This is a genomic window from Pukyongia salina (assembly GCF_002966125.1).
In the GTDB taxonomy this organism is placed as follows: Bacteria; Bacteroidota; Bacteroidia; order Flavobacteriales; family Flavobacteriaceae; genus Pukyongia; species Pukyongia salina.
In genome coordinates this window covers 1,308,880-1,329,543 of sequence record NZ_CP027062.1, presented here as the reverse complement: position 1 = coordinate 1,329,543, position 20,664 = coordinate 1,308,880, and the positions used below count along the sequence as shown (strand labels likewise).

Below are 20,664 nucleotides of genomic sequence, written 5' to 3'. Positions count from 1 at the left end.
TTTGTAATAAAATTCTAAGGCTTTACGGGAGTTGTACTCCCAATTTCAAAAAGTTATATCTTTATCTCAATCAACCGCAATACTATTGAAAAAATTACTTCTCCTATTCGTATTTCTACCAGCGTTTTGTGTCTCACAAAATTATGTGGACCTGTTGCGAATTGGATACGGACAAACATTCAATAACAATTTTGAGAATTCGGGCAGTAGTACGCAGGTAAGATCCTTCGAAGCGGACCTAACATTCCCTGTTCCTTTAAGCGAGAAGAATGTTCTTATTACTGGCGGAGCCTTCAGCCGAAACAACCTGCAACTTTTCCCGGATGCAGATTTTACAAGTTTGTTAAGCACCACCCTGAAATTAGGCCTGGCCACCACCTTTAACGAAAAATGGAGCACTACCGTTGTCCTTTTACCAAAGGTAGCTTCAGATTATAAAAATATTTCGGGAGACGATTTCTACCTGGGCGGATTTGCCCTTCTGAAACTGAAGAGATCGGATCGGTTGATCTACAGGTTCGGGGCCTATGCTTCTACCGAAGCATTTGGTATATTTTCCACCCCAATTATTGGCTGGTATTATCTAAGTGCGAACGGCCGCTTCGAAATGGACATGAGCCTGCCTATTTCTGCCGATCTCAATTACTGCCTGGGTGCGACGACCATAGGTATGGATTACTTCGGAATTGGTAGAAGTTTCAATATCACGGAGGACAATAGCCCTGAGGTTTATGTAGACCTGAGCTCGCTGGAATTCGCGAGTTATATTCAATTCAACGCCCTGAATAAAAGTGTCCTCTTAAGAGCTAAATTTGGTTATTCCAGTAATGATTATGAAGTATACCCGCAAGGGCAGGAAATCGATTTCGGACTTTCGGCCTTTAGTTTTGGCGACGACCGCACCCAACTAAATCCTAACGTTAGCGGCGGATTATTTCTTAAATTTGAAGCAATCTATCGTTTTCACCTGAAACAGGAAAACGACGAATCTAACTCCCCTTCAGAATAAAAATGACAGTATGGAACGATTATGTCCGGAATGTGGAGACAAGATCATTGGCAGAGCCGATAAGAAGTTTTGTAGCGATGCCTGTAGAAATTCGTACAACAACGCCTTAAACAAAGACAGCAAGAACCTGCTGCGAAATATCAATAACCGCCTGAGGAAGAATTACCGAATTCTCGAGCAACTGAACTCCAAAGACAAGACAAAGGTTAATAAAGAAACCCTCCTAAGACATGGATTTAGTTTCGATTATTTTACCAGCCAGTACATTACCAAAACGGGTTCGGTGTACAACTATGTGTACGACCAGGGATATTTACCGTTAGACAACGATTGGTATTTACTTGTGAAAAGAGATTCCTGATAAAGAGGTTTATTACCAGCTCCTACCCTTCAATTGAAGTGCTGCTTTCAACACGTCCTTCTGACTGATCTGCCCCACGAGTTTACCATTCTCAACAATGGGAAACCTACGGTGTTTGGAGGTGAGGAATTTATCAGCGGCATCGAAAACGTTCATGTTTCCATCGATCGTATCCACATTGGTAGCCATGTGCTGTTCCACTTTGAAATCCTGTAGTGGTTGATTGTAATATCGGCTATTACTGATCTGTTTCATACAGTCCCCTTCAGATATAATACCAACCAGTTCATTCTTATCATTTACAACGGGACCCCCGGAAATTCTCTTCTTGATAAGAGTGTTCATTACTTCCAGAACCGATTGATTGGGCCGGAAGGTAATTAGGTTGGTGGTCATGTAATCTGAGACCTTGATGTTCTCGGAAGAGCCCTTTGTGGGTTTGGCGCGCTTCCCAATATAACTTTTAATACTCATGATGTTAGGCGTTTGTTTCTCTTAAATATACTAAATTCCAGTGAATTAGGTTCGTAATAAATTCTTACATTAAAATTGTACCTTTAAGACAATAAAATCAAGCCAATGAAACAGCTAACGGCCCTGGCCTCTTTCCTTCTTATATTAGGGTTGATTTACTTTAGTTTTTCAAGTTTAATGCCCTCCGGTGGGACTTCCGAAGACACCCCTGAAACCGAATTCTCAACTGCTCGCGCACTCACTATCTTAAAAGAAATTAGTAAAGCTCCACATTATCACGCTAACGAGGAACATACCCGCGTAAGGGAATTTCTGGTGGCCGAAATGCAAAAAATGGGTCTGGAGGTTGAAACGCAGAAAGGTTATGTGCTTTCACCGTACTGGAGCACTGTAAAGGAAGGAGATTCGGTCCATTCGATCCCGGCAGGATACCATATGGATCAACCTGCAAATATCATGGCTCGCATCAAGGGGAGCGGCGATGGGAAAGCACTTGTATTATTATCGCATTACGATAGTGCAAAGGTTCCTTCTCCGGGAGCAAGTGATGCCGGTAGCGGGGTAGTGACGATTTTGGAAAGCCTGCGAGCTTACCAGGCGAGTGGAAAAACACCCGTTAATGATATTATTATACTGTTCACCGATGCGGAAGAGATCGGGCTGGATGGCGCATCGCTTTTCGTGAATGAGCACCCCTGGGCAAAAGATGCTGCCCTTGTACTAAATTTTGAAGCCAGAGGTAGTGGTGGCCCTAGTAATATGATACTCGAAACCAACGGGGGAAACGAGAACCTGGTTAAGGCCTTTGTAGAGGCAAATCCGGAATATCCGGTTGCCTCCTCCCTAATGTACAGTATCTATAAAATGCTGCCAAACGATACAGATTCCACTGTCTTTCGTGAAGACGGTGACATAGACAGTTTCTTTTTTGCCTTTATCGACGATCATTTCGATTACCATACCGCCAATGATACCGTGGAGAATCTGGATTTGGAAACTTTACAACATCAGGGGAGTTATTTGCTGCCACTTCTTCATTATTTTGCCGATGCCGACCTGGAAAACCTGAAAGCCAGCGAGGATCATGTTTATGTAAATTTTCCGCTATTTAAAATGATCCATTATCCCTTTAGCTGGATCTTACCCATGCTTATTGTTGCGATTCTGTTATTTCTACTTCTTTTGTTCTTCGGAATTAAACAAGGAGAAATGAATGGCAAATCGATCGCCAGAGGATTTGCTGCCACTTTCCTTTCACTTGTTGTGTGTGGACTGGTTGGTTATTTCGGCTGGGAGCTAATTGTTTATCTATATCCCGAATACAACGAGATCCAGCACGGTTTTAAATACAACGGCCATAGCTACATCGCCTTTTTTGTGTTGATCTCGATCTCGATAAGTTTCTGGATCTTCAGAAGATTTGGGAAAGGCCAAAAAGTCGCCGGGATGTTAGTGGCTCCTATTTTTATATGGATACTACTCAATGTGGTGGTATCTGTGTTCTTAAAAGGAGCAGGATACTTTATAATTCCTGTATTCTTCGCACTTATTTCCCTCTGGGTTGTGATCCGCCAGGAAAAACCAAACCTCCTTTTACTTGCCCTTCTCGCGGCACCAGCTATATTCTTATTTGCACCATTAGTACAGTTCTTTCCGGTAGGTCTGGGCTCTGATCACGTATTTATTAGTAGTGTGTTTACGGTTTTATTGTTCGGTCTGGTATACACAGTTTTCGGGTATTACAGTTCTAAACGTCTTATTGCAATTATTTGCCTGCTGGTTGGTATCGGGTATTTTATACAGGCGCACAATCGCAGCGATTTTACAGAAGAACGCCAGAAACCAAACAGCCTGGTTTATTATCACAATTCCGATAAAGGAGCAGCCTACTGGGTTACTTACGACAAGATTCTGGACGATTGGACCAGGGGATATTTAGGAGAAGATCCGGAACCCGCTTCAAAACATATCGAATCTGCTGCCGGCAGTAAGTATAACACTTCCTTCCGCTATGCCGCCGAGGCACCACTAAAAGATATAGCACCTTTCGAAGTGAGGCTTGACAAAGACTCTCTAACCACAGACGGACGGGAGATCTCCTTTACAATTGTACCCAAACGAGAGGTTACCGAGCTGTTCATTTATTCCGATACAACTAATACCTATTCCAAATTAAGCTTTAACGGAAATGAAGGCCCGATGGACGAGAAAGGCAACGCTCATGCCAATATCGCAAATAAAAGACTACTGCGTTATTATCTGGGAAAAGGTGATTCTCTAAATATTTCCCTTACAAGTCCCGGTAAAGACAATCTTGAATTTACCGTTCTGGAATATTCGTACGACCTGTTGTCACATCCTCAGTTTACAATAAACCAGAGGCCTCGCCATATGATGCCAAAACCTTTTATCAATACCGATGCTATCGTAGTTAAGCGATCATTTACCCTTGATGAACTTCGAAAGCAAAAACAAGATACCCTTGGCTATACAGTAGAAGAACTAATTGGTAACGAATGAGTAAAAAAGTAGCCATAGCTGGTATGGGCTGGTTAGGACTTTCGTTGGCCCGACATCTGAAAACCCTGGGATATAAAGTTAAAGGCTCGGTGACAAGTGAAGAAAAGGCAGAGGCACTCCGGAAGAGTGGTTTTCAAGCCATCACTATCGTAGTGACCGAAGGCGGCGTGAGTGGCCCTGTGGAATTACTGCTGGAAGATGCAGACTATCTGGTTATTATGATCCCGCCCGGGCTTCGGCGACATTCGGGGGCAGATCATGTATTAAAGATGTCCTATTTGCTTTCGGAAGTTGAAAGATCTTCGGTAGAAAATGTGATCCTTGTAAGCAGCACTTCGGTGTATGGTGATAAGCAGGGAAAAGTAACCGAACGGGAGATCCCCAGGCCGGAAACACAGGCCGGAAAACAACTGCTACAGGTGGAGCAGCTTTTCTTTACTTCAGAAAAAATAAAAACCACCATTGTGAGATTTGGGGGACTCTTTGGGGGAAGCAGGCAACCCGTTCGTTATCTGGCAGGCCGAACCGATCTTAGCAATGGCGACGCGCCAGTAAATCTCATTCACCGTTCAGATTGCATTGGGATTCTAACAGAGATCATTAAACAACAGGCTTTCGGACATATTTTCAATGCCGTGTTACCCTCCCATCCCAGTAAAAGAGAATACTATGTGAAAGTTGCCTCCCAACTGGATATGGTTCCGCCGCAATATTCAGCAGGAAATTCGGAAGAGATGTTCAAGCAAGTGGATTCTGTCAATATTTCAGAAGTTCTTAAGTATACTTTCAAACACAACCTATAAAAAAAGGAGCCCGAAAGCTCCTTTTATATGTTACCAAATTCTTACCCTGTCTTCCGGGGCCAACCACATCCCGTCACCTTCCTGTATATCGAAGGCCTCGTAGAATGCATCCACATTCATAAGGGGTTGTGTTGCTCTGTATCTTCCCGGCGAGTGCGGATCTGTTTTTACCTGCTCACGGGAGTATTTCTCGGTTTGTTTAGTTCTCCAAACGGTTGCCCAGCTCATAAAGAAACGTTGCTCCGGTGTAAATCCATCGATCTTACCAGGCCTTCCGTTTTCCTTATAGAATCGCTGAAGCCCGTCATAGGCCCCCAGGATCCCACCAAGGTCCCCGATATTCTCACCAAGGGTAAATTTCCCGTTGATGAAAACACTGTCCAGAACCTCGATATTATCGTACTGCTCTGCCAATTTGTTACCTCTTTCCGTAAATTCTTTCAGGTCGTTTTCTGTCCACCAGTTTACCAGGTTACCATCGCCATCAAATCTGGAACCGCTGTCGTCGAACGCATGCGAGATCTCATGGCCGATCACCGCGCCAATACCACCGTAATTCACAGCCTCATCGGCTTTATAATCGTAGAAGGGAGGTTGTAATATGGCCGCTGGAAAAACGATCTCATTATTAAATGGCTGGAAGTAAGCATTCACTGTCTGTGGAGACATTCCCCATTCGGTACGGTCTACAGGTTCGTTCACTCGGTCCAGATTGTCCTTTAATTCCCATTCACCTACAGCCACCATATTCTCGAAATAACCATTTTCGGGTTTCACGTTCATGGAAGAATAATCTTTCCATTTGTCGGGATAGCCGATCTTTACGGTAAACTTGTCAAGTTTCTGAATTGCTTTGATTTTTGTACTATCACTCATCCAGTCCAGAGCCTGGATCCTATCTTTATAAGCAGCGATAATATTGTCGATCATTAGTTCGGCTTTCTCCTTGGCTTCAGGCGGAAATTTTGCATCCACATAAAGTTTACCAAGTGCTTCCCCAACCGTATTGTTTACAGTACTTAAAGCTCTTTCGTCTGCCGGTCTTTGTTTTTTTGCTCCTCTCAAAGTTTTGGAATAAAAATCCCAATTAGCCTTTTCAATCTCGGTAGTAAGCATTCCTGCAGAATTATTAAGCGTAGACCATCGCATCACGGTTTTCCAGGTATCAACATCACCTTCCGCAAGGACCTTCTTTAATACACCCATATAAGCTGGTTGCATCACTAAAACAGTATCTACCTGTTTAGTTACACCCAGGTCTTGTAAGGCCTCTTTCCATTTTATCTGGGGAACCATATTTTGAAGTTGTTCCATGGATCTCGGATTATTGAAATTTCTGAAATCACGGCGTGCTACCTTATCCAGCCTTGGAATAGCCAATCTGGTTTCGAAAGCCAAAATAGTTTCTGCTTGTGCTTTTGCCTCTTCTTCAGTATCTCCCAGGAATTGAAGCATACGGGTAATGTGCTCTTTATATTGTTTACGGATGGTTTTAGAGGCTTCATCTGTATTGGTGTAGTAATCACGATCGGGAAGACCCAGGCCACCGGGAAGCACATATCCCGAATTCATCGCACTGTTGCTGGGATTCGAAAATGCCGCAAAACCCATAAAAGGTTGTGAGACTGTGACAGCATTCTTGGTGATCAATTTCTGAAATTCTTCCACATTGGTGATCGCATCGATCTTTTCCAGTATTGGACGTAATGGTTCGATCCCGGCTTCGTTTCGCGCAACCGTATCCAGTTCAGATTCGAAGATCATGATCGCTTTGGCTTGATCTGTATCCGGTGCGTACTTGTTGCTCTCCTTAGCTTCGTCAATGATCTCAAGCACATCCATATCGGTACTTTTTCTAAGTACCATGAATCCTCCCCAACGTACCTGGTCGTCCGGGATCTCCGTGTTCTTCATCCAGGTTCCGTTTACGTAATTGTAAAAATCATTTTTAGGGCTTACCGTGGTATCCATATTGGCCAGGATAAGACCATGAGGTCCGTCATCTTCAACGACCATCTTGCCGTCCTTATCTGCACAAGCCGACATTACAAAGGCGATGCAAATAGCGGCGAGCAGGGGTTTAAAATAGTTGGTTTTCATTGTTTTAGATTATGTTTTTAATTGTTTCAGGCGTACACGCCTGGTGTATAAGTATCGAATTTTAAAATTTGTTACAGTCTTAATTTTGCTGATCGCGAAGTTCCGCCTGGTATACAGAATCCAAAAATCGTTTTTGTTTTTCCAGCTCTTTCTTTTCGTCGTCTTCACGCTCCTGATCGATCCTGGCCTTATGAAACTTCTCATCTATCTGGCGATAAAAGTTAATGCTTGCAGAGGTTAGTTCTTTTAGATGCTCTTCTATGGATAATGAATCTACTCTCGACTTTTTCGCTTCCTGATCGAGCAAATACACTCGTGATCTCACAACGAGGAGTCTAGAAGTGATAGGCTGGGTTGCCAGGGTTTCGGGAATCTTCTTGCTAAGGGAATCGGTAAACAACTTCAACCTCTCTGTCTTGTTCCTGATCTCGGAAATGGTAGACCCATTTAAGGAATTCATTTCATTTTGGAAATCATCGAAAACAGACCAATTAGAAATTTCAGCTTCGGCCTCGGGTGATAATTTCGGAAAGGCAACTGTAGTGTCCCCATATTGATTGTTCACATCCTGAACAACAAGATCATCCTCAATAGAATTTTCTTCGGAAGACCCGCAGGATACGCACAACGATAATGTTACCATCGAAATGATAAGGAGGAAATTCTTCATTATTCAGCAAATATAAATCTTCTTGCCTCAAAAAACATTAATATACTTTTAAAAGATCTAGCAGCTATTATCCATATATTTACCCTGTAAATTCAATCCTAAAAATGAAGAAACGAATCCTCATCATTGGTGCCTGTGGCCAGATTGGTACCGAACTTACAGAAAGGCTCCGTCGAATATACGCCCCACATAAAGTAATTGCAAGCGATATAAGGGAAGGGGATGCAGAATTAATGGAAGGTGGGCCTTTCGAAGTGCTCGATGCTATGGATTATGAGGCTCTGGAAGATATAGTGATCAATTACGAGATATCTGAGGTCTACCTGATGGCGGCTATGCTTTCTGCAACCGCAGAAAAATTTCCTATGAAGGCTTGGAACCTCAATATGAACTCTCTTTTCAACGTACTAAATCTTGCCAAGGAAGGAAAGATCGAAAAGGTGTTCTGGCCCTCGAGCATTGCTGTCTTTGGACCTACTACCCCGAAAATTAACACCCCCCAACACACCATTGCCGAGCCAACAACTGTGTACGGTATAAGTAAACTCACCGGTGAACGCTGGTGCGAATATTACCATAAGAAATTTGGTGTGGATGTACGCAGCATCCGTTATCCCGGATTAATTAGTTACAAGACCCTACCGGGAGGTGGAACCACAGACTATGCTGTGGAGATCTATCACAAGGCTATAAAGCACAAGAAATATATTTCGTTTCTCGACAAAGGAACCACCCTGCCGATGATGTTTATTGATGATGCCATCAATGCTACCATCGGGATCATGGAGGCTAAACCACATGAGATCAAACTTAGAAGTAGTTATAATCTGGCAGCCATTAGCTTCGCTCCCGAAGAACTGGCGGATAGCATTAGGAAACATATTCCCGAATTCGAGATCGTGTACGAACCCGACTTCAGGCAGGCTATTGCAGATTCATGGCCAAATACAATAGACGATTCGCCAGCACGTGAAGATTGGGGCTGGGCACATACCTACGACCTAAAGGAAATGACCGATGTAATGCTTTCGAATTTACAGGGCAGTATTTTAAACACTTCTGAATAATTTTTTCGCTGCAAAGCTCATTTTTCATTCGCTGGTTGGACCTGCCGCGGATGTTTTCTTACCCAACGATCCATACAAACTACAATACCCCTCCTCAGAAAAACTTGCGCCAGGATTAACTCGCATTCGCTCCTTGGACCTGCCGCAGATGTTTTATTACCCAACGATCCATACAAACTACAATAGCCCTCCTCAGAAAAACTTGCGCCAGAATTAACTCGCATTCGCTCGTTGGACCTGCCGCAGATGTTTTCTTACCCAACGATCCATACAAACTACAATAGCCCTCCTCAGAAAAACTTGCGCCAGGATTAACTCGCATTCGCTCGTTGGACCTGCCGCAGATGTTTTCTTACCCAACGATCCATTCCACTTCGTGGATTTTTTCTTTTTCCATATAAATTACTGAGCAAGCTCAGATTTATCAGAAAAAGAAAATCCCGCTTACGCGGGAATGGATCGTTGTAGCCCCGCCAGGACTCGAACCTGGATCTAAAGTTTAGGAAACTTCTATTCTATCCCTTGAACTACGGGGCCAAAAAAACAAGAATGTAAAATTACTATTTTATTTATTTCAGAAATGAAAAAGCCCTAGTTGTTAATGAAGTCAACATCCGTGTTTTCGATTATGGAAAGTAATTCTAGCTTATCTTTTTCGAACATTGCTGGCAAACTATCCAGGGAGATTTCCAAGGATGGAGGTTTATAATTGCGATAATCCTGGAGCAATATATCAGCCAACCTTCGTTTGTTGAAGGCTTCCCTGAATCGGATTCCCCCACCATCGGTGAGGTATGAATAGGCAAGGTAATCGATCTCCAACGTCCCGGTATGGATCCAATACCTGAACTCATCCTCAAAATCTTCTCCCCCTCCCTCCTGGGCAAAGGTGATCTTTATTGTATGGTATTCAGAATCATTAATGATACGAGTTCCTAAATATTCCTTCTTCACTGCAGAGTCGTTCAGCACCAAAGGCAACTGAAAAAAATACAACACCGAATTCACCGAAGAGCTGTACTTCACAGCCATGGAATCGGCCAGCTGAATTGGCTTTCCATTCACAAACCGGCTAAATCCTTCCACATTATGGAGTACGTCCTCTATGCTATCGTCTGTAATTCGGGTATAAACATACGTGGTACTATCCCGATATAATCTGTATTCCCTGTCCCGAAATTTAAACCGGATCTGTTTTCCGTAGATCTTATCCATCCCATGTGCCACTATGCTTTTATTAACAAGAGTTTCCGGGTTCGGTTGCTGTTGGTCTTTACAGCCAGTTACAGCTAAGAAGACACCAATAAGCAAAATAAGAAGGTAGTTCACATTTGAATAAAAATCTTTCATTAAATAATTTTATAAGCAGCTTTTAATAGGAAAGTAGTTGTCGGGAATAAAGATAAATCTTTACTGATAACTTCTATAAATGTACGTTCTATTAAAAAAGTACGGTAACTAAATTATCGAAATTGAAATATCGATCTCTGTCTTAAAATACCTAATTTTAAGAAATTATAAATCAGTTTTTCAAATGAGTTCCCGGAGAGATTTTGTAAAGAAAACAACTTTAATTGGTGCCGGTTTAACACTGGCACCAGGACTTACCTATAGTGCAGTAAATGCCCCTTCTAACAAACTAAACGTCGGGCTTATTGGTGTTGGGCTTAGAGGCACCAATCATTTAACAAACCTGCTACAGCGAAAAGATGTAGCAGTAACCAGCATTTGCGACATCGATCCGGCCAGAATTACGATCGCCAAAGATCACATTAGCAAAGCCGGTCAGCCTACTCCTAAAATATTTGGAAAGGATGAATACGATTATAGAAATCTACTTGAAGAAAAAAGCGTAGATGCTGTGATCATCTCCACTCCCTGGCTATGGCATACCCGTATGGCCAAAGATGCGATGAAAGCTGGTAAATACACCGGTGTAGAAGTCTCTGCTGCCAATACGATGGAAGAATGCTGGGACCTCGTGAACACACACGAAGCAACCGGTTCGCATCTCATGATACTTGAAAATGTGAACTATCGTCGCGATATCATGGCAGTTCTCAATATGGTGCGCAATAATGTATTTGGAGAGCTCTTGCATTTCAGGTGTGGCTATCAGCATGATCTAAGGTTCGTAAAATTAAATGATGGTATAACTCCCTATGGAAAAGGTGTGGAATTTGGCGAGAAAGGAATTTCAGAATCTAAATGGCGTACACAGCATTCATTACTGCGCAATGGCGATGTTTATCCAACCCATGGTGTGGGCCCAATAGCGACCATGTGTGATATTAACAGGGGCAATCGTTTTATTTCTATGACCTCTCACGCAACAAAGGCCATTGGCCTTAATAAGTACATAGTGGATAATGCTGGTCCGGACCACCCCAATGCCGGGTTAAACTGGCAACAGGGTGATATAATAACCTCAACTATCAATACTGCCAGGGGTGAGACAATCATTGTTACGCATGATTGTAATTCGCCTCGCCCTTACTCTCTGGGTTTCCGGGTTCAGGGAAGTGAAGGATTATGGGAAGTAGACGGCAACCGCATCTATATTGAAGGTAAAAGCAAACCCCATCGCTGGGATGATGCCCAGGAATGGCTGGACCAGTACGACCACCCTTTATGGAAGAAATTTGGGGAATACGCCACCGGTTCAGGGCATGGTGGGATGGATTTCTTTGTTCTGAATGCTTTTGTTGAAAGCGCAAAAAGAAATGTCGCTCCTCCACTGGACGCCTACGATGCTGCTACGTGGAGTGCAATAACCCCCCTGTCTGAAGCTTCTATTGCCAACAATGGAGAACCTCAGGATTTCCCGGATTTTACACGAGGATTATGGGTTAACCGTAAACCGTACAATTGGATGAAAGACGATTATTAATGGCTGCGATCGTATCTAAAGCGCCCGGACGTATTTGTCTCTTTGGAGATCATCAGGATTATCTGGGATTACCCGTGATCGCCTGCGCGATAGATCGTTATATTTGGGTGGAAGGAGTGCCTAATAATAAAACCCACTTTAAGATCAATATGCCCGATCTGGGCGAAACTCTCATTATTGAGTGTGAACATCAGCATCATAGTGTAAAAAAAGGAGAACACCTCAAGGCGGCTTTGGAAGTGGCCAAACGATACGGCTGCGATCCTCGTTCCGGTTTCGATATCATTATTCGTGGAGATGTCCCTATAAACGCCGGGCTCTCCAGTTCGTCGGCCATGGTGGTAGCATGGATGCAATGGTTGTTCGCCACTTTTGGTTGTGATCACGATATAACACCCACATTCCTGGGGCAGGTAGCCTACGAAGCCGAAGTATTGGAACAAAAATCTCCGGGAGGTAAAATGGACCAATTTACAAGTGCACTTGGTGAGATCATATACCTTGAAACTGCCGGCAATGAATCTTTTCTGAAACTACAGGCAGAACTGGGCAGTCTTATAATTGGCGAATCGGGGATCCCGAAAAATACATTGGGTTTATTAGAGGATCTGAAATTCAATGCACAAAAGGCCATATCGATTATCGAAGAGCGTAATCCCGAATTCGAAATCGGGAAATCGGGGATAGAATCTTATGAAAGATATAAGGAACTCCTTCCGGAAATCCTAAGGCCATATTTCCATGCAGCAATAAAGAATTATTCGATCACTAGAGAAGCTTATGCCGAATTCCAACGACAGCAACCCGATCTAATAAAGATCGGAACTTTAATGAATTCGCATCATGGGATATTAAAAGATATTCTTCACACCACTGTACCTGTTATTGATAAAATGGTAGATGCTGCATTAGAAGCCGGCGCCTACGGTGTAAAAATTGTTGGGTCCGGAGGTGGAGGAAGTATAGTGGCTTTGGCAAATGATCGAAATGAACAGGAAATTATTGAAGCTATTAAAAAGGCGGGTGCGATAAAAGCCTATGGTGTTAATGTGTCTAAAGGCGCCTGTATTATAAATGACTAGAACGTTGATCATATTAGCTGCGGGCGCTTCATCCAGAATGAAGCAGGCATCCCGTGGATCACTTTCTGAAACCGAATTGAAAGAAGCCAATACGGTTAGTAAATCCCTGATCCGCCTCAATAACCGACCTATGCTGGATTACATCTTATACAATGCTAAAAAAGCCGGTTTTAATAGGGTTGTGATCGTGACCGGGAAAGAGAATTCTAAATTCAGGTCGTATTATGGGGAGAAGAAACTTAATAACGATTTTCACGGACTGAAGATCTCGTTTGCAATTCAGCATATTGCGTCAAACAGGGTGAAACCTTTTGGTACAGCCGATGCCCTTCAGCAGGCGATTGATCAAATACCAGATTTGCTTCAGGAATCTTTTGTGGTTTGCAATGGAGATAACCTCTATAGTGAAAAGGCCTTCAGGCTTCTTTCAGAAATAACTTCTGAAAATGCTTTTATAAACTACGATCGCGATGCATTGCAATTCCCTGCTGAAAGGATTGCGCAATTTGCCATCACCAAAACAGATTCGGAAGGATTTTTACTAGATATAGTGGAAAAACCGAAGAGGATGGAATTGAAGTCGTCAAGATCTCCAAATAGTACATGGCGTGTAAGTATGAATCTCTGGAAATTGAACGGCACCATGATCTATCCATACCTGAAAAACTGTAAGGTATCTCCGGAGCGGAACGAGAAAGAACTCCCCGTAGCTATACTTTCAATGATTCAAGATCATCCCTGTTCCATGAGGGCCATCCCTCTGTGCGAACATGTTCCCGATCTAACCGGAAAAGATGATATTGCAATTTTGAATGATTATCTTTCTACCCACTTTTCTAAATTGAACTGGACAACCTAGACTAAAATCCTATGATCGAATTATCCACCTTAGATTTTGTAATTATCATCGCCCTTTTCGTGTTGATCTTGTTTATAGGTATTTACGTTGGTAAAACCTCCGGCAAGAGCAGTTCTCAATATTTCCTGTCCGGGCGAAACATGCCCTGGTGGCTATTAGGACTTTCGATGGTTGCCACTACCTTTTCTACAGATACACCAAATCTGGTTACAGATATTGTTCGAACCAATGGGGTGTCCGGTAACTGGGTGTGGTGGGCATTCCTCGTGACGGGTCTGCTTACTGTGTTTGTCTATGCAAAGCTTTGGCGTAAATCGGAAGTTAAAACAGACATCGAATTTTACGAATTGCGTTACGGTGGTAAACCAGCCCGTTTTCTGCGCGGCTTTCGTGCCATCTATCTAGGCATACTCTTTAATGTTCTAGCAATGGCAGGTGTTACATTGGCAGCCATAAAAATTGGCGAGGTCATGTTAGGGCTAGACCCGTTAACCACTGTTGTGATCGCTGGTTTGGTAACCGCTATCTTTAGTGCTATTGGAGGTTTTAAAGGGGTAGTGTATACAGATTTTATCCTGTTCTTCGTAGCCATGGCGGGTGCTTTTGGAGCGGCGTATTATATTGTTGGCCTTCCCGAGATTGGAGGACTAGATGCCCTTATCCAGCATGAAAATGTAAGTGATAAACTCAATATTCTCCCAGATTTTGGAGACACCGAAATGCTGGTGGCTTTATTGATCATTCCATTAGCCGTTCAATGGTGGAGCTCCTGGTATCCCGGTTCGGAGCCCGGTGGAGGTGGATATGTGGCGCAACGAATGCTAGCGGCAAAAAATGAAAATCACGCTATAGGAGCTACCTTCTTTTACAATATTATGCACTACGCCTTACGTCCGTGGCCATGGATCGTCGTTGCTCTGGCATCGCTTATTGTGTTTCCGGATCTTGCGAGTATACAGGAGGCCTTCCCTAATGTTTCTGAAGACAAGTTAGGCCATGACCTGGCGTATTCGGCTATGCTTACTATGCTTCCCAGCGGACTTCTAGGCCTTGTCCTGGCCTCCTTATCGGCAGCGTATATGAGTACCATAAGCACCCACCTTAATTGGGGAGCCTCTTATGTGGTGAACGATTTTTACGCCCAACAGGTGAAGCCAACGGCATCGGAAAAGGAACTTGTAAGAGTAGGAAGGATCACCACCATAGTTTTGATGGTAATTAGTGCTTCCATTGCTTTATTGCTTACCAATGCCCTCCAACTTTTCGATATAATTTTAATGTTTGGTGCGGGAACAGGGCTTATTTTTATCCTTCGCTGGTTTTGGTGGCGGATCAATGCATGGACCGAGATAAGTGCGATGGTTGCCTCCGGTTTAATCTCCATTTTAATCGCTTTTACACCACTTGGCGACTATATGTTTGGAGAAGCAGGTATTATGCCCGGGTATTTAAGATTTCCCTTCGTAGTATTTAGTTCTATGGCGATCTGGCTCACCGTTACTTTCCTAACCAAACCTGAATCTAAATCCGTTCTCTACCGTTTCTATCGTAAAACTCAACCCGGAGGCCCCGGATGGAGAAAGGTCGTTTCAGAAGCCAGATCAGAAAACAAAACCATTGTACAATCCAGTGAGGCATGGAGTGTGCCTTCCGGAATATTGGCCATGTTACTCGGCATTGCATTTATTTACAGCGCGATGTTTACCACTGGTTATTTTATTTATGGAGAATATTCAAAAGCGTTCAGCTTAATGGCGGTAAGTATAATTTCCGGGCTATTACTTATTAAAGTATGGAAACGGATTAAAGGCAAGGTTCTATAACTTAAAATTAGAAATTTGGCGGTGCTTTGATTGTTTCTTCTGAATTGTAAGTCCAAACTATTTTATAGGTTCTTAAATATGTGCTGAATTGCAATAAATTGACGTTTTTCTACGATTATTGGGTAAAAACCTCGCATTTTTTGGTTAAAATCGGCAATTTTTAATACTTCCGAATTGTCAATCCTGTATTTAAAGCCATAAAACTAGATAGAAAAATATGGTATTGACAATTATCACATCTTTATTTTCAGGATATCTCAACAGCAGGCAATTAAATTACAATTGTATGGTCGAAATCGATTAAAAAGCGGATTTTTATCCCCTAAATTTTCAAATATGATACGAGCTTTTATCAGAGGAACAGGTTCCTATGTTCCCAATAATGTCGTAAAAAATGATTTCTTCGAATCTGTTGGATCATCAGACGAATGGATCTATAAAAATTTAGGAATTAAAGAAAGACGCATTGCCAAAGGGGAGGTCACCAGCGATTTGGCAGCAAAGGCCGGAATGCGTGCCATCGAAAATGCAGGGTTAACACCCATGGATATCGATCTTATAATTGTGGCCACTGCAACCGCAGACAGACAAGCTCCATCCTGCGCCTGTTTCGTACAGGAAAAGTTACAAGCTAAGAAAGCAGTTGCGTTCGATCTTTCCGCCGTATGTTCGGGGGCGTTATTTGCGACCTCAACCGGGGTTCAGTTTATAACTTCAGGTATGTACGAAAACGTACTGGTGATTGGTGCAGACACCTTTTCTAATATCACAGATTGGACCCGAAGGGACGCGGTATTCTTTGGAGATGGAGCCGGAGCAATGGTATTATCCCGAACTAATGAGGATAAGGGATTTATGGACTTCCTTCTATACACGGACGGTACAGGAAAGGATCATTTCACAATTCCGGCCGGGGGATCTGAACAACCAGCCAGCGAGAATAGTATTAAAACCGGGCAACATTTCTTTCAGATGAATGGCCCCGAAGTGTATAAAACTGCGATCGAAGTGGTTCCAAAATGCATTAAGAAATTGCTGGAGCGCAATCGGGTTACCATCGATCAGATAAAATGTATGTTACCGCATCAACCTAGTATTAAGATCCTACAGGAAGTTGCCAGGAGAGTGGAGATGCCATTTCAGAAAGTGAAGACCAACATGGATAAATACGCCAATACCTCGGGGGGTACCATTCCGATCATTTTGGATGAGGTATCCAGAAACGACGAATTTAGGAGGGGTGACCTGGTATTGTTCGCGGCTGTTGGAGCCGGATGGACCTGGGGTTCTGCACTCTATAAGTGGTAATCTTCAAAATAAAATTATTATAAGTTCAGCCTATGTTAAAAGAAAAGACATTTTTAATTACCGGAATCGCCGACGAACAATCCCTGGCAACCTATGCAGCAAAAGAAATTATAAAACAGGGTGGGAGTGTGATCTGTACCGGCCTAGGAGTGAGTCCTTTCCACAAGGATCTGTCTGAAAAAGCGAAAGCCTTTCTAAATAAGAATTTTGAAGATTTTAAGGAAGCCGTACACCGTTCCCTGGGGAATTCAAGGGTGGAGGTGCTGGATATCACACTGGAAGAGAATCTTGATTCCTTATCGCGACAGTTGAAAGAAGAGGGTGTTAAACTTAACGGTTTATTACACGCCATTGCGATGGACAAGACCATTAGGAATAAAAAAGTGAAACCGCTTCTAGAAGTAACCAAGGAAGAATTTTGCGATACTATGGATGTTTCAGCCTATTCTCTTATCAGGCTTACACGCTATTTACTTAAATATGGGGTACTTCAGAACGACGCCTCTATATGTTCATTAAGTTATATCGCTGCGGCAAAAGTGACCTTCCATCCCTATAGAAATATAAGTATTGCCAAAGCGGCCCTCGAACGCATTACCATAGAACTGGCCGATGAATTGGGCAGGAGTCATGGAATTCGGGTAAATGCTGTTCGGTTCTCACCCTTTATGGGGAGTAAGGCCGGGAACGCTACCCTAAACGAAGAGGATATTGAAATTTCGAACAGGATGAGCCCCTTAGGCAATGCTGCCCCTCAGGACCTGGCGAATGAGATCGTTCACCTGATGCGGCCAAAAAGTAGAATTACCGGGGAGATCCGTCATGTAGACGGAGGTTATCATATTACAGGTTAGAAATAACCGAATTTTGAACAAGAGATTTTAGATTTTTCTCCACAAATTGGTTCCGGCAATACCTTTAGATTTCTTCAAAGTTTTGCTAATCTATCAATTGAGCCTGTAGCATTTCAGAATAAAATAATAGACTTTCCCTGAATGAGATACGGCATTCACCGTAAATTTAAGTTGTTTCACAGAAAACGCCATTTCATCTTTCAACCTTATCCTCCTTAACTAGTCATAGATACGAATAGAAATTAAAAGGTTTTAGATTGATGATGCGTGTTTGGTTTAAAACCTCGTGAGAAATTGCGGGGTTTTTATTTCACTTTTTAATATTGAAATTTATGAAAATTCACAAGAAAATTCTGTTTTTGGTAATAAGCGGAGCCACTCTAACCGGCTGTAATAATCTACCTGCATCTATGTCTCACACACATGGTGATAGTACGCATACACATAACGAAGGTAGCTCCGAGAATAATCCTATCGATTATTTTGGTTCTTACACTCTGGAGGACGAGCAATATGGAACCAGGACCGTGGTCACAGTGAAAGACGGAAAGCGTATTATAGTAACCAATGCATTACCCAATCATCAAACAGGGACATTTCCAAACGAAGGCAACCCAAACACTATAAAAGCACAAAACATTTCCTATGCTCTTCCACTAAATCCGAAATTTACGGGAGTTGCGAAATGGGTGCGCGAACCAGGCGTAGCGTTAAACGGGATCAAGTTCGAACCAGAGACGGCAGAAGTTGTGGTTTGCGAAAGCGGAGAACGATATCGTGTTGAGGCCAAACAGGAGCTAATTGATATGGGGCTCGATTTTAATAATGCTCACGTGCAACCTACAGGTGCCTATCATTATCACGGCAGTCCAACTTCAATGATAGAACAATTTGATACAGGGAGCGACCTTGTCCACATAGGATTTGCCAAAGATGGTTTTGCCATTTACTATTCTAAAGGTGGTGCGTATTCTCCCAGCTACAGACTCTACGACGAAGAAAGGGAAGGCGAAGAATGTTCGTATAACAGGCCGGGGTATCAATTGGATGTTGCAATTGAAGAAAGTGATCCCGACGGAACTTTTGTTTCAGACTGGGAATACGTAGAGGGACTGGGCGATCTGGATGCGTGCAACGGTATCGAGATCGATGGCACCTATGCCTATATAGTAACAGACACTTATCCTTATGTGGGCCGCTGTTTAATGGGAGAGTTTGAGGAAGAAAGGCATGGCCCGCCACCTGGTCAGGGTCCATCTGGCGGCAATAGGAATATCAGGCAGCAGCGCGGATAAATTCCCGAATTCTCTAAATAATTGTCGGCATGTAAAGATGACGGCAACACCTTGTGAACCTATCCACTTCACAATTCATACTACCAATGATATGTTTCACATTTAAAAAATCATTGCTATGAAAAAACAAGAAATTAGAATTTTGATTATGGCACTCGTGGTAGTTTCCATTTTTCAATCCTGTACAACGGATGACACATCATTAGAATTAGAAGACGAAACTACCGGAGTATCTAACGATAACACTCCTATCGTATCCAATCGAATCACCGAAATCATTACACAGTGGAATGCGTTGTGGCTTGATATCGACCGATATACCGACGGGATGAGGCCAAACACGACGGCAAGATCGCTGGCCTATATTCACCTGGCAGGATATGAAACTGCAGTCGCCGATATGCAGGGTTATAGCTCTAACCGCAACAGACTTCAGGGCTTTAATATTAACCTGAATCAGAGGGAGGATAACGTAGATCTGGCATTGGCATTGAATACCTGCTATGCTCAGGTGATCGATCATTTCATGTTCAGTGTTTCCTCTAACATAAAATCGAATATTGCAGTTTTACAAAATGAAAGGGCAGATGAACTAAGCGATGGCCTGTCCCAATCTGAAATCGAAAACTCGATTGAATGGGGTACTTATGTGGCACAGAGGGTTATCGCATACAGTCAAACCGACAACGAAGGAGAAGCCCAACAGCTAAACCCAAATCCCGATTCGTACGTGGCTCCGGTTGGAGATGGATTATGGGTGGCAGCCGCTGGTGAGAGTGCATGGTTCCCATATTGGAATGAGGTGAGGACTTTTGTGATCTCACCTGCTGAAACTTCCAGTACGCCGCCGCCTTACGCCTACAGTGAAAATGTATCAAGCGATTATTATACTACGATGGATGAGGTAAATACCCTAACCACTACAGCACGTACGGAGAACAATGAAGACCTTTGGATAGCCGAATTTTGGTCTGATGATGTGGAGGGGCTACAGCTAAGTCCGCCGGGAAGACAATTTTCCATTGCCAATCAACTTATAGAAGAAGCAGATCTGGGATATGAACAGGCGCTCGAACTTCTATTAAGATTAGGATTTGCATTGAATGACGCTGCAGTCTCTGCCTGGGACGATAAATATACATACAACACACAGCGGCCTAGTGCGTATATAGTAAAGTATATAAATTCGGATTTTGTGACGAATTTGGCCAGGTTTATCTCATCGCCTAATCCGGCTTTTCCAAGTTATCCTTCCGGTCATGCTACTTTTGCTTCGGCAGCGGCAGCCGTTTTTACACAGAATTTTGGCGGGAATAGCATAAGCTTTACAGACAGGACCCACGAGGGCAGAACGCAATTTAACGGAACACCTAGGAGTTTCAGTTCTTTTTCTGAAATGGCCGAAGAAAATGCGTATTCAAGAATCCCGTTAGGGGTCCATGTGCAGGCAGACAGTAACGAAGGATTACGATTGGGGAATGAAGTGGGCGTAGCAGTAAATAACTTCAATCTTAATAATTAAGGTCTTGGACAAGTTTTTTTCAGGTCT

Annotated in this window: 17 protein-coding genes and 1 tRNA gene; 13 read left to right on the top strand and 5 right to left on the bottom strand. The window is 43.0% G+C overall.

Annotated features, from left to right (window positions below; all coding sequences use genetic code 11):
• Positions 1-85: 85 nt before the first annotated feature.
• Together C5O00_RS05935 and C5O00_RS05930 are read left to right on the top strand one after the other, a co-directional pair.
• Positions 86-1,009, top strand: coding sequence for a DUF6268 family outer membrane beta-barrel protein (locus C5O00_RS05935; protein WP_158676788.1), 924 nt, complete (start codon positions 86-88; stop codon positions 1,007-1,009).
• 10 nt (positions 1,010-1,019) lie between these two features.
• Positions 1,020-1,370 carry a DNA gyrase inhibitor YacG gene (locus C5O00_RS05930; RefSeq protein ID WP_105215801.1) on the top strand — a complete coding sequence of 117 codons (351 nt, stop codon included), beginning with the start codon at positions 1,020-1,022 and terminating at the stop codon, positions 1,368-1,370.
• Positions 1,371-1,382: 12 nt separating this feature from the next.
• Here C5O00_RS05930 and C5O00_RS05925 read toward each other — a convergent pair whose 3' ends face one another.
• On the bottom strand, positions 1,383-1,844 hold the full coding sequence (locus tag C5O00_RS05925; protein ID WP_105215800.1) for a CBS domain-containing protein: 462 nt from the start codon (positions 1,842-1,844) through the stop codon (positions 1,383-1,385).
• A gap of 105 nt (positions 1,845-1,949) precedes the next feature.
• Here C5O00_RS05925 and C5O00_RS05920 point away from each other — a divergent pair, with 105 nt between their 5' ends.
• Both C5O00_RS05920 and C5O00_RS05915 read left to right on the top strand, forming a co-directional pair.
• Positions 1,950-4,364, top strand: a complete 2,415-nt coding sequence (locus C5O00_RS05920; protein ID WP_105215798.1) for a M20/M25/M40 family metallo-hydrolase — start codon at positions 1,950-1,952, stop codon at positions 4,362-4,364.
• Complete coding sequence (locus C5O00_RS05915) at positions 4,361-5,167, top strand: Rossmann-fold NAD(P)-binding domain-containing protein (RefSeq protein ID WP_105215796.1); 807 nt, start codon at positions 4,361-4,363, stop codon at positions 5,165-5,167. Before C5O00_RS05920 ends, C5O00_RS05915 begins: the two co-directional genes overlap by 4 nt.
• Before the next feature lie 30 nt (positions 5,168-5,197).
• Here C5O00_RS05915 and C5O00_RS05910 read toward each other — a convergent pair whose 3' ends face one another.
• Positions 5,198-7,267, bottom strand: coding sequence for a M13 family metallopeptidase (locus C5O00_RS05910; protein ID WP_105215794.1), 2,070 nt, complete (start codon positions 7,265-7,267; stop codon positions 5,198-5,200).
• Positions 7,268-7,346: 79 nt separating this feature from the next.
• The gene (locus C5O00_RS05905; protein ID WP_105215792.1) at positions 7,347-7,937 is read right to left on the bottom strand and encodes a hypothetical protein; all 591 of its coding nucleotides are present in this window, start codon (positions 7,935-7,937) and stop codon (positions 7,347-7,349) included.
• 104 nt (positions 7,938-8,041) lie between these two features.
• On the opposite strand from C5O00_RS05905, the gene C5O00_RS05900 reads away from it, so the two are divergent.
• Positions 8,042-9,004, top strand: coding sequence for an L-threonine 3-dehydrogenase, SDR-type (locus C5O00_RS05900; RefSeq protein WP_105215790.1), 963 nt, complete (start codon positions 8,042-8,044; stop codon positions 9,002-9,004).
• Positions 9,005-9,469: 465 nt separating this feature from the next.
• Here C5O00_RS05900 and C5O00_RS05895 read toward each other — a convergent pair.
• Positions 9,470-9,541 (bottom strand) — tRNA-Arg (locus C5O00_RS05895).
• A 54-nt stretch (positions 9,542-9,595) separates the two neighbouring features.
• On the bottom strand, positions 9,596-10,354 hold the full coding sequence (locus C5O00_RS05890; protein ID WP_105215788.1) for a DUF6503 family protein: 759 nt from the start codon (positions 10,352-10,354) through the stop codon (positions 9,596-9,598).
• 184 nt (positions 10,355-10,538) lie between these two features.
• On the opposite strand from C5O00_RS05890, the gene C5O00_RS05885 reads away from it, so the two are divergent.
• From C5O00_RS05885 to C5O00_RS05850, 8 genes are all read left to right on the top strand, one after another.
• Positions 10,539-11,894, top strand: a complete 1,356-nt coding sequence (locus C5O00_RS05885; protein WP_105215786.1) for a Gfo/Idh/MocA family protein — start codon at positions 10,539-10,541, stop codon at positions 11,892-11,894.
• Positions 11,894-12,976 (top strand): mevalonate kinase family protein, encoded by a 1,083-nt coding sequence (locus tag C5O00_RS05880; RefSeq protein WP_105215784.1) that lies wholly within the window; start codon positions 11,894-11,896, stop codon positions 12,974-12,976. The genes C5O00_RS05885 and C5O00_RS05880 overlap by 1 nt, the downstream gene beginning before the upstream one ends.
• Positions 12,969-13,835, top strand: a complete 867-nt coding sequence (locus C5O00_RS05875) for a sugar phosphate nucleotidyltransferase (RefSeq protein ID WP_105215782.1) — start codon at positions 12,969-12,971, stop codon at positions 13,833-13,835. Before C5O00_RS05880 ends, C5O00_RS05875 begins: the two co-directional genes overlap by 8 nt.
• Before the next feature lie 11 nt (positions 13,836-13,846).
• Positions 13,847-15,658, top strand: a complete 1,812-nt coding sequence (locus C5O00_RS05870) for a sodium:solute symporter family protein (RefSeq protein WP_105215780.1) — start codon at positions 13,847-13,849, stop codon at positions 15,656-15,658.
• 336 nt (positions 15,659-15,994) lie between these two features.
• On the top strand, positions 15,995-16,966 hold the full coding sequence (locus C5O00_RS05865; protein ID WP_105215778.1) for a 3-oxoacyl-ACP synthase III family protein: 972 nt from the start codon (positions 15,995-15,997) through the stop codon (positions 16,964-16,966).
• Between the two features lie 32 nt (positions 16,967-16,998).
• Positions 16,999-17,820, top strand: coding sequence for an SDR family oxidoreductase (locus C5O00_RS05860; protein WP_105215776.1), 822 nt, complete (start codon positions 16,999-17,001; stop codon positions 17,818-17,820).
• A gap of 332 nt (positions 17,821-18,152) precedes the next feature.
• Complete coding sequence (locus C5O00_RS05855) at positions 18,153-19,115, top strand: YHYH protein (RefSeq protein WP_244593033.1); 963 nt, start codon at positions 18,153-18,155, stop codon at positions 19,113-19,115.
• A 118-nt stretch (positions 19,116-19,233) separates the two neighbouring features.
• The gene (locus C5O00_RS05850) at positions 19,234-20,637 is read left to right on the top strand and encodes a vanadium-dependent haloperoxidase (protein ID WP_105215774.1); all 1,404 of its coding nucleotides are present in this window, start codon (positions 19,234-19,236) and stop codon (positions 20,635-20,637) included.
• Positions 20,638-20,664 lie beyond the last annotated feature (27 nt).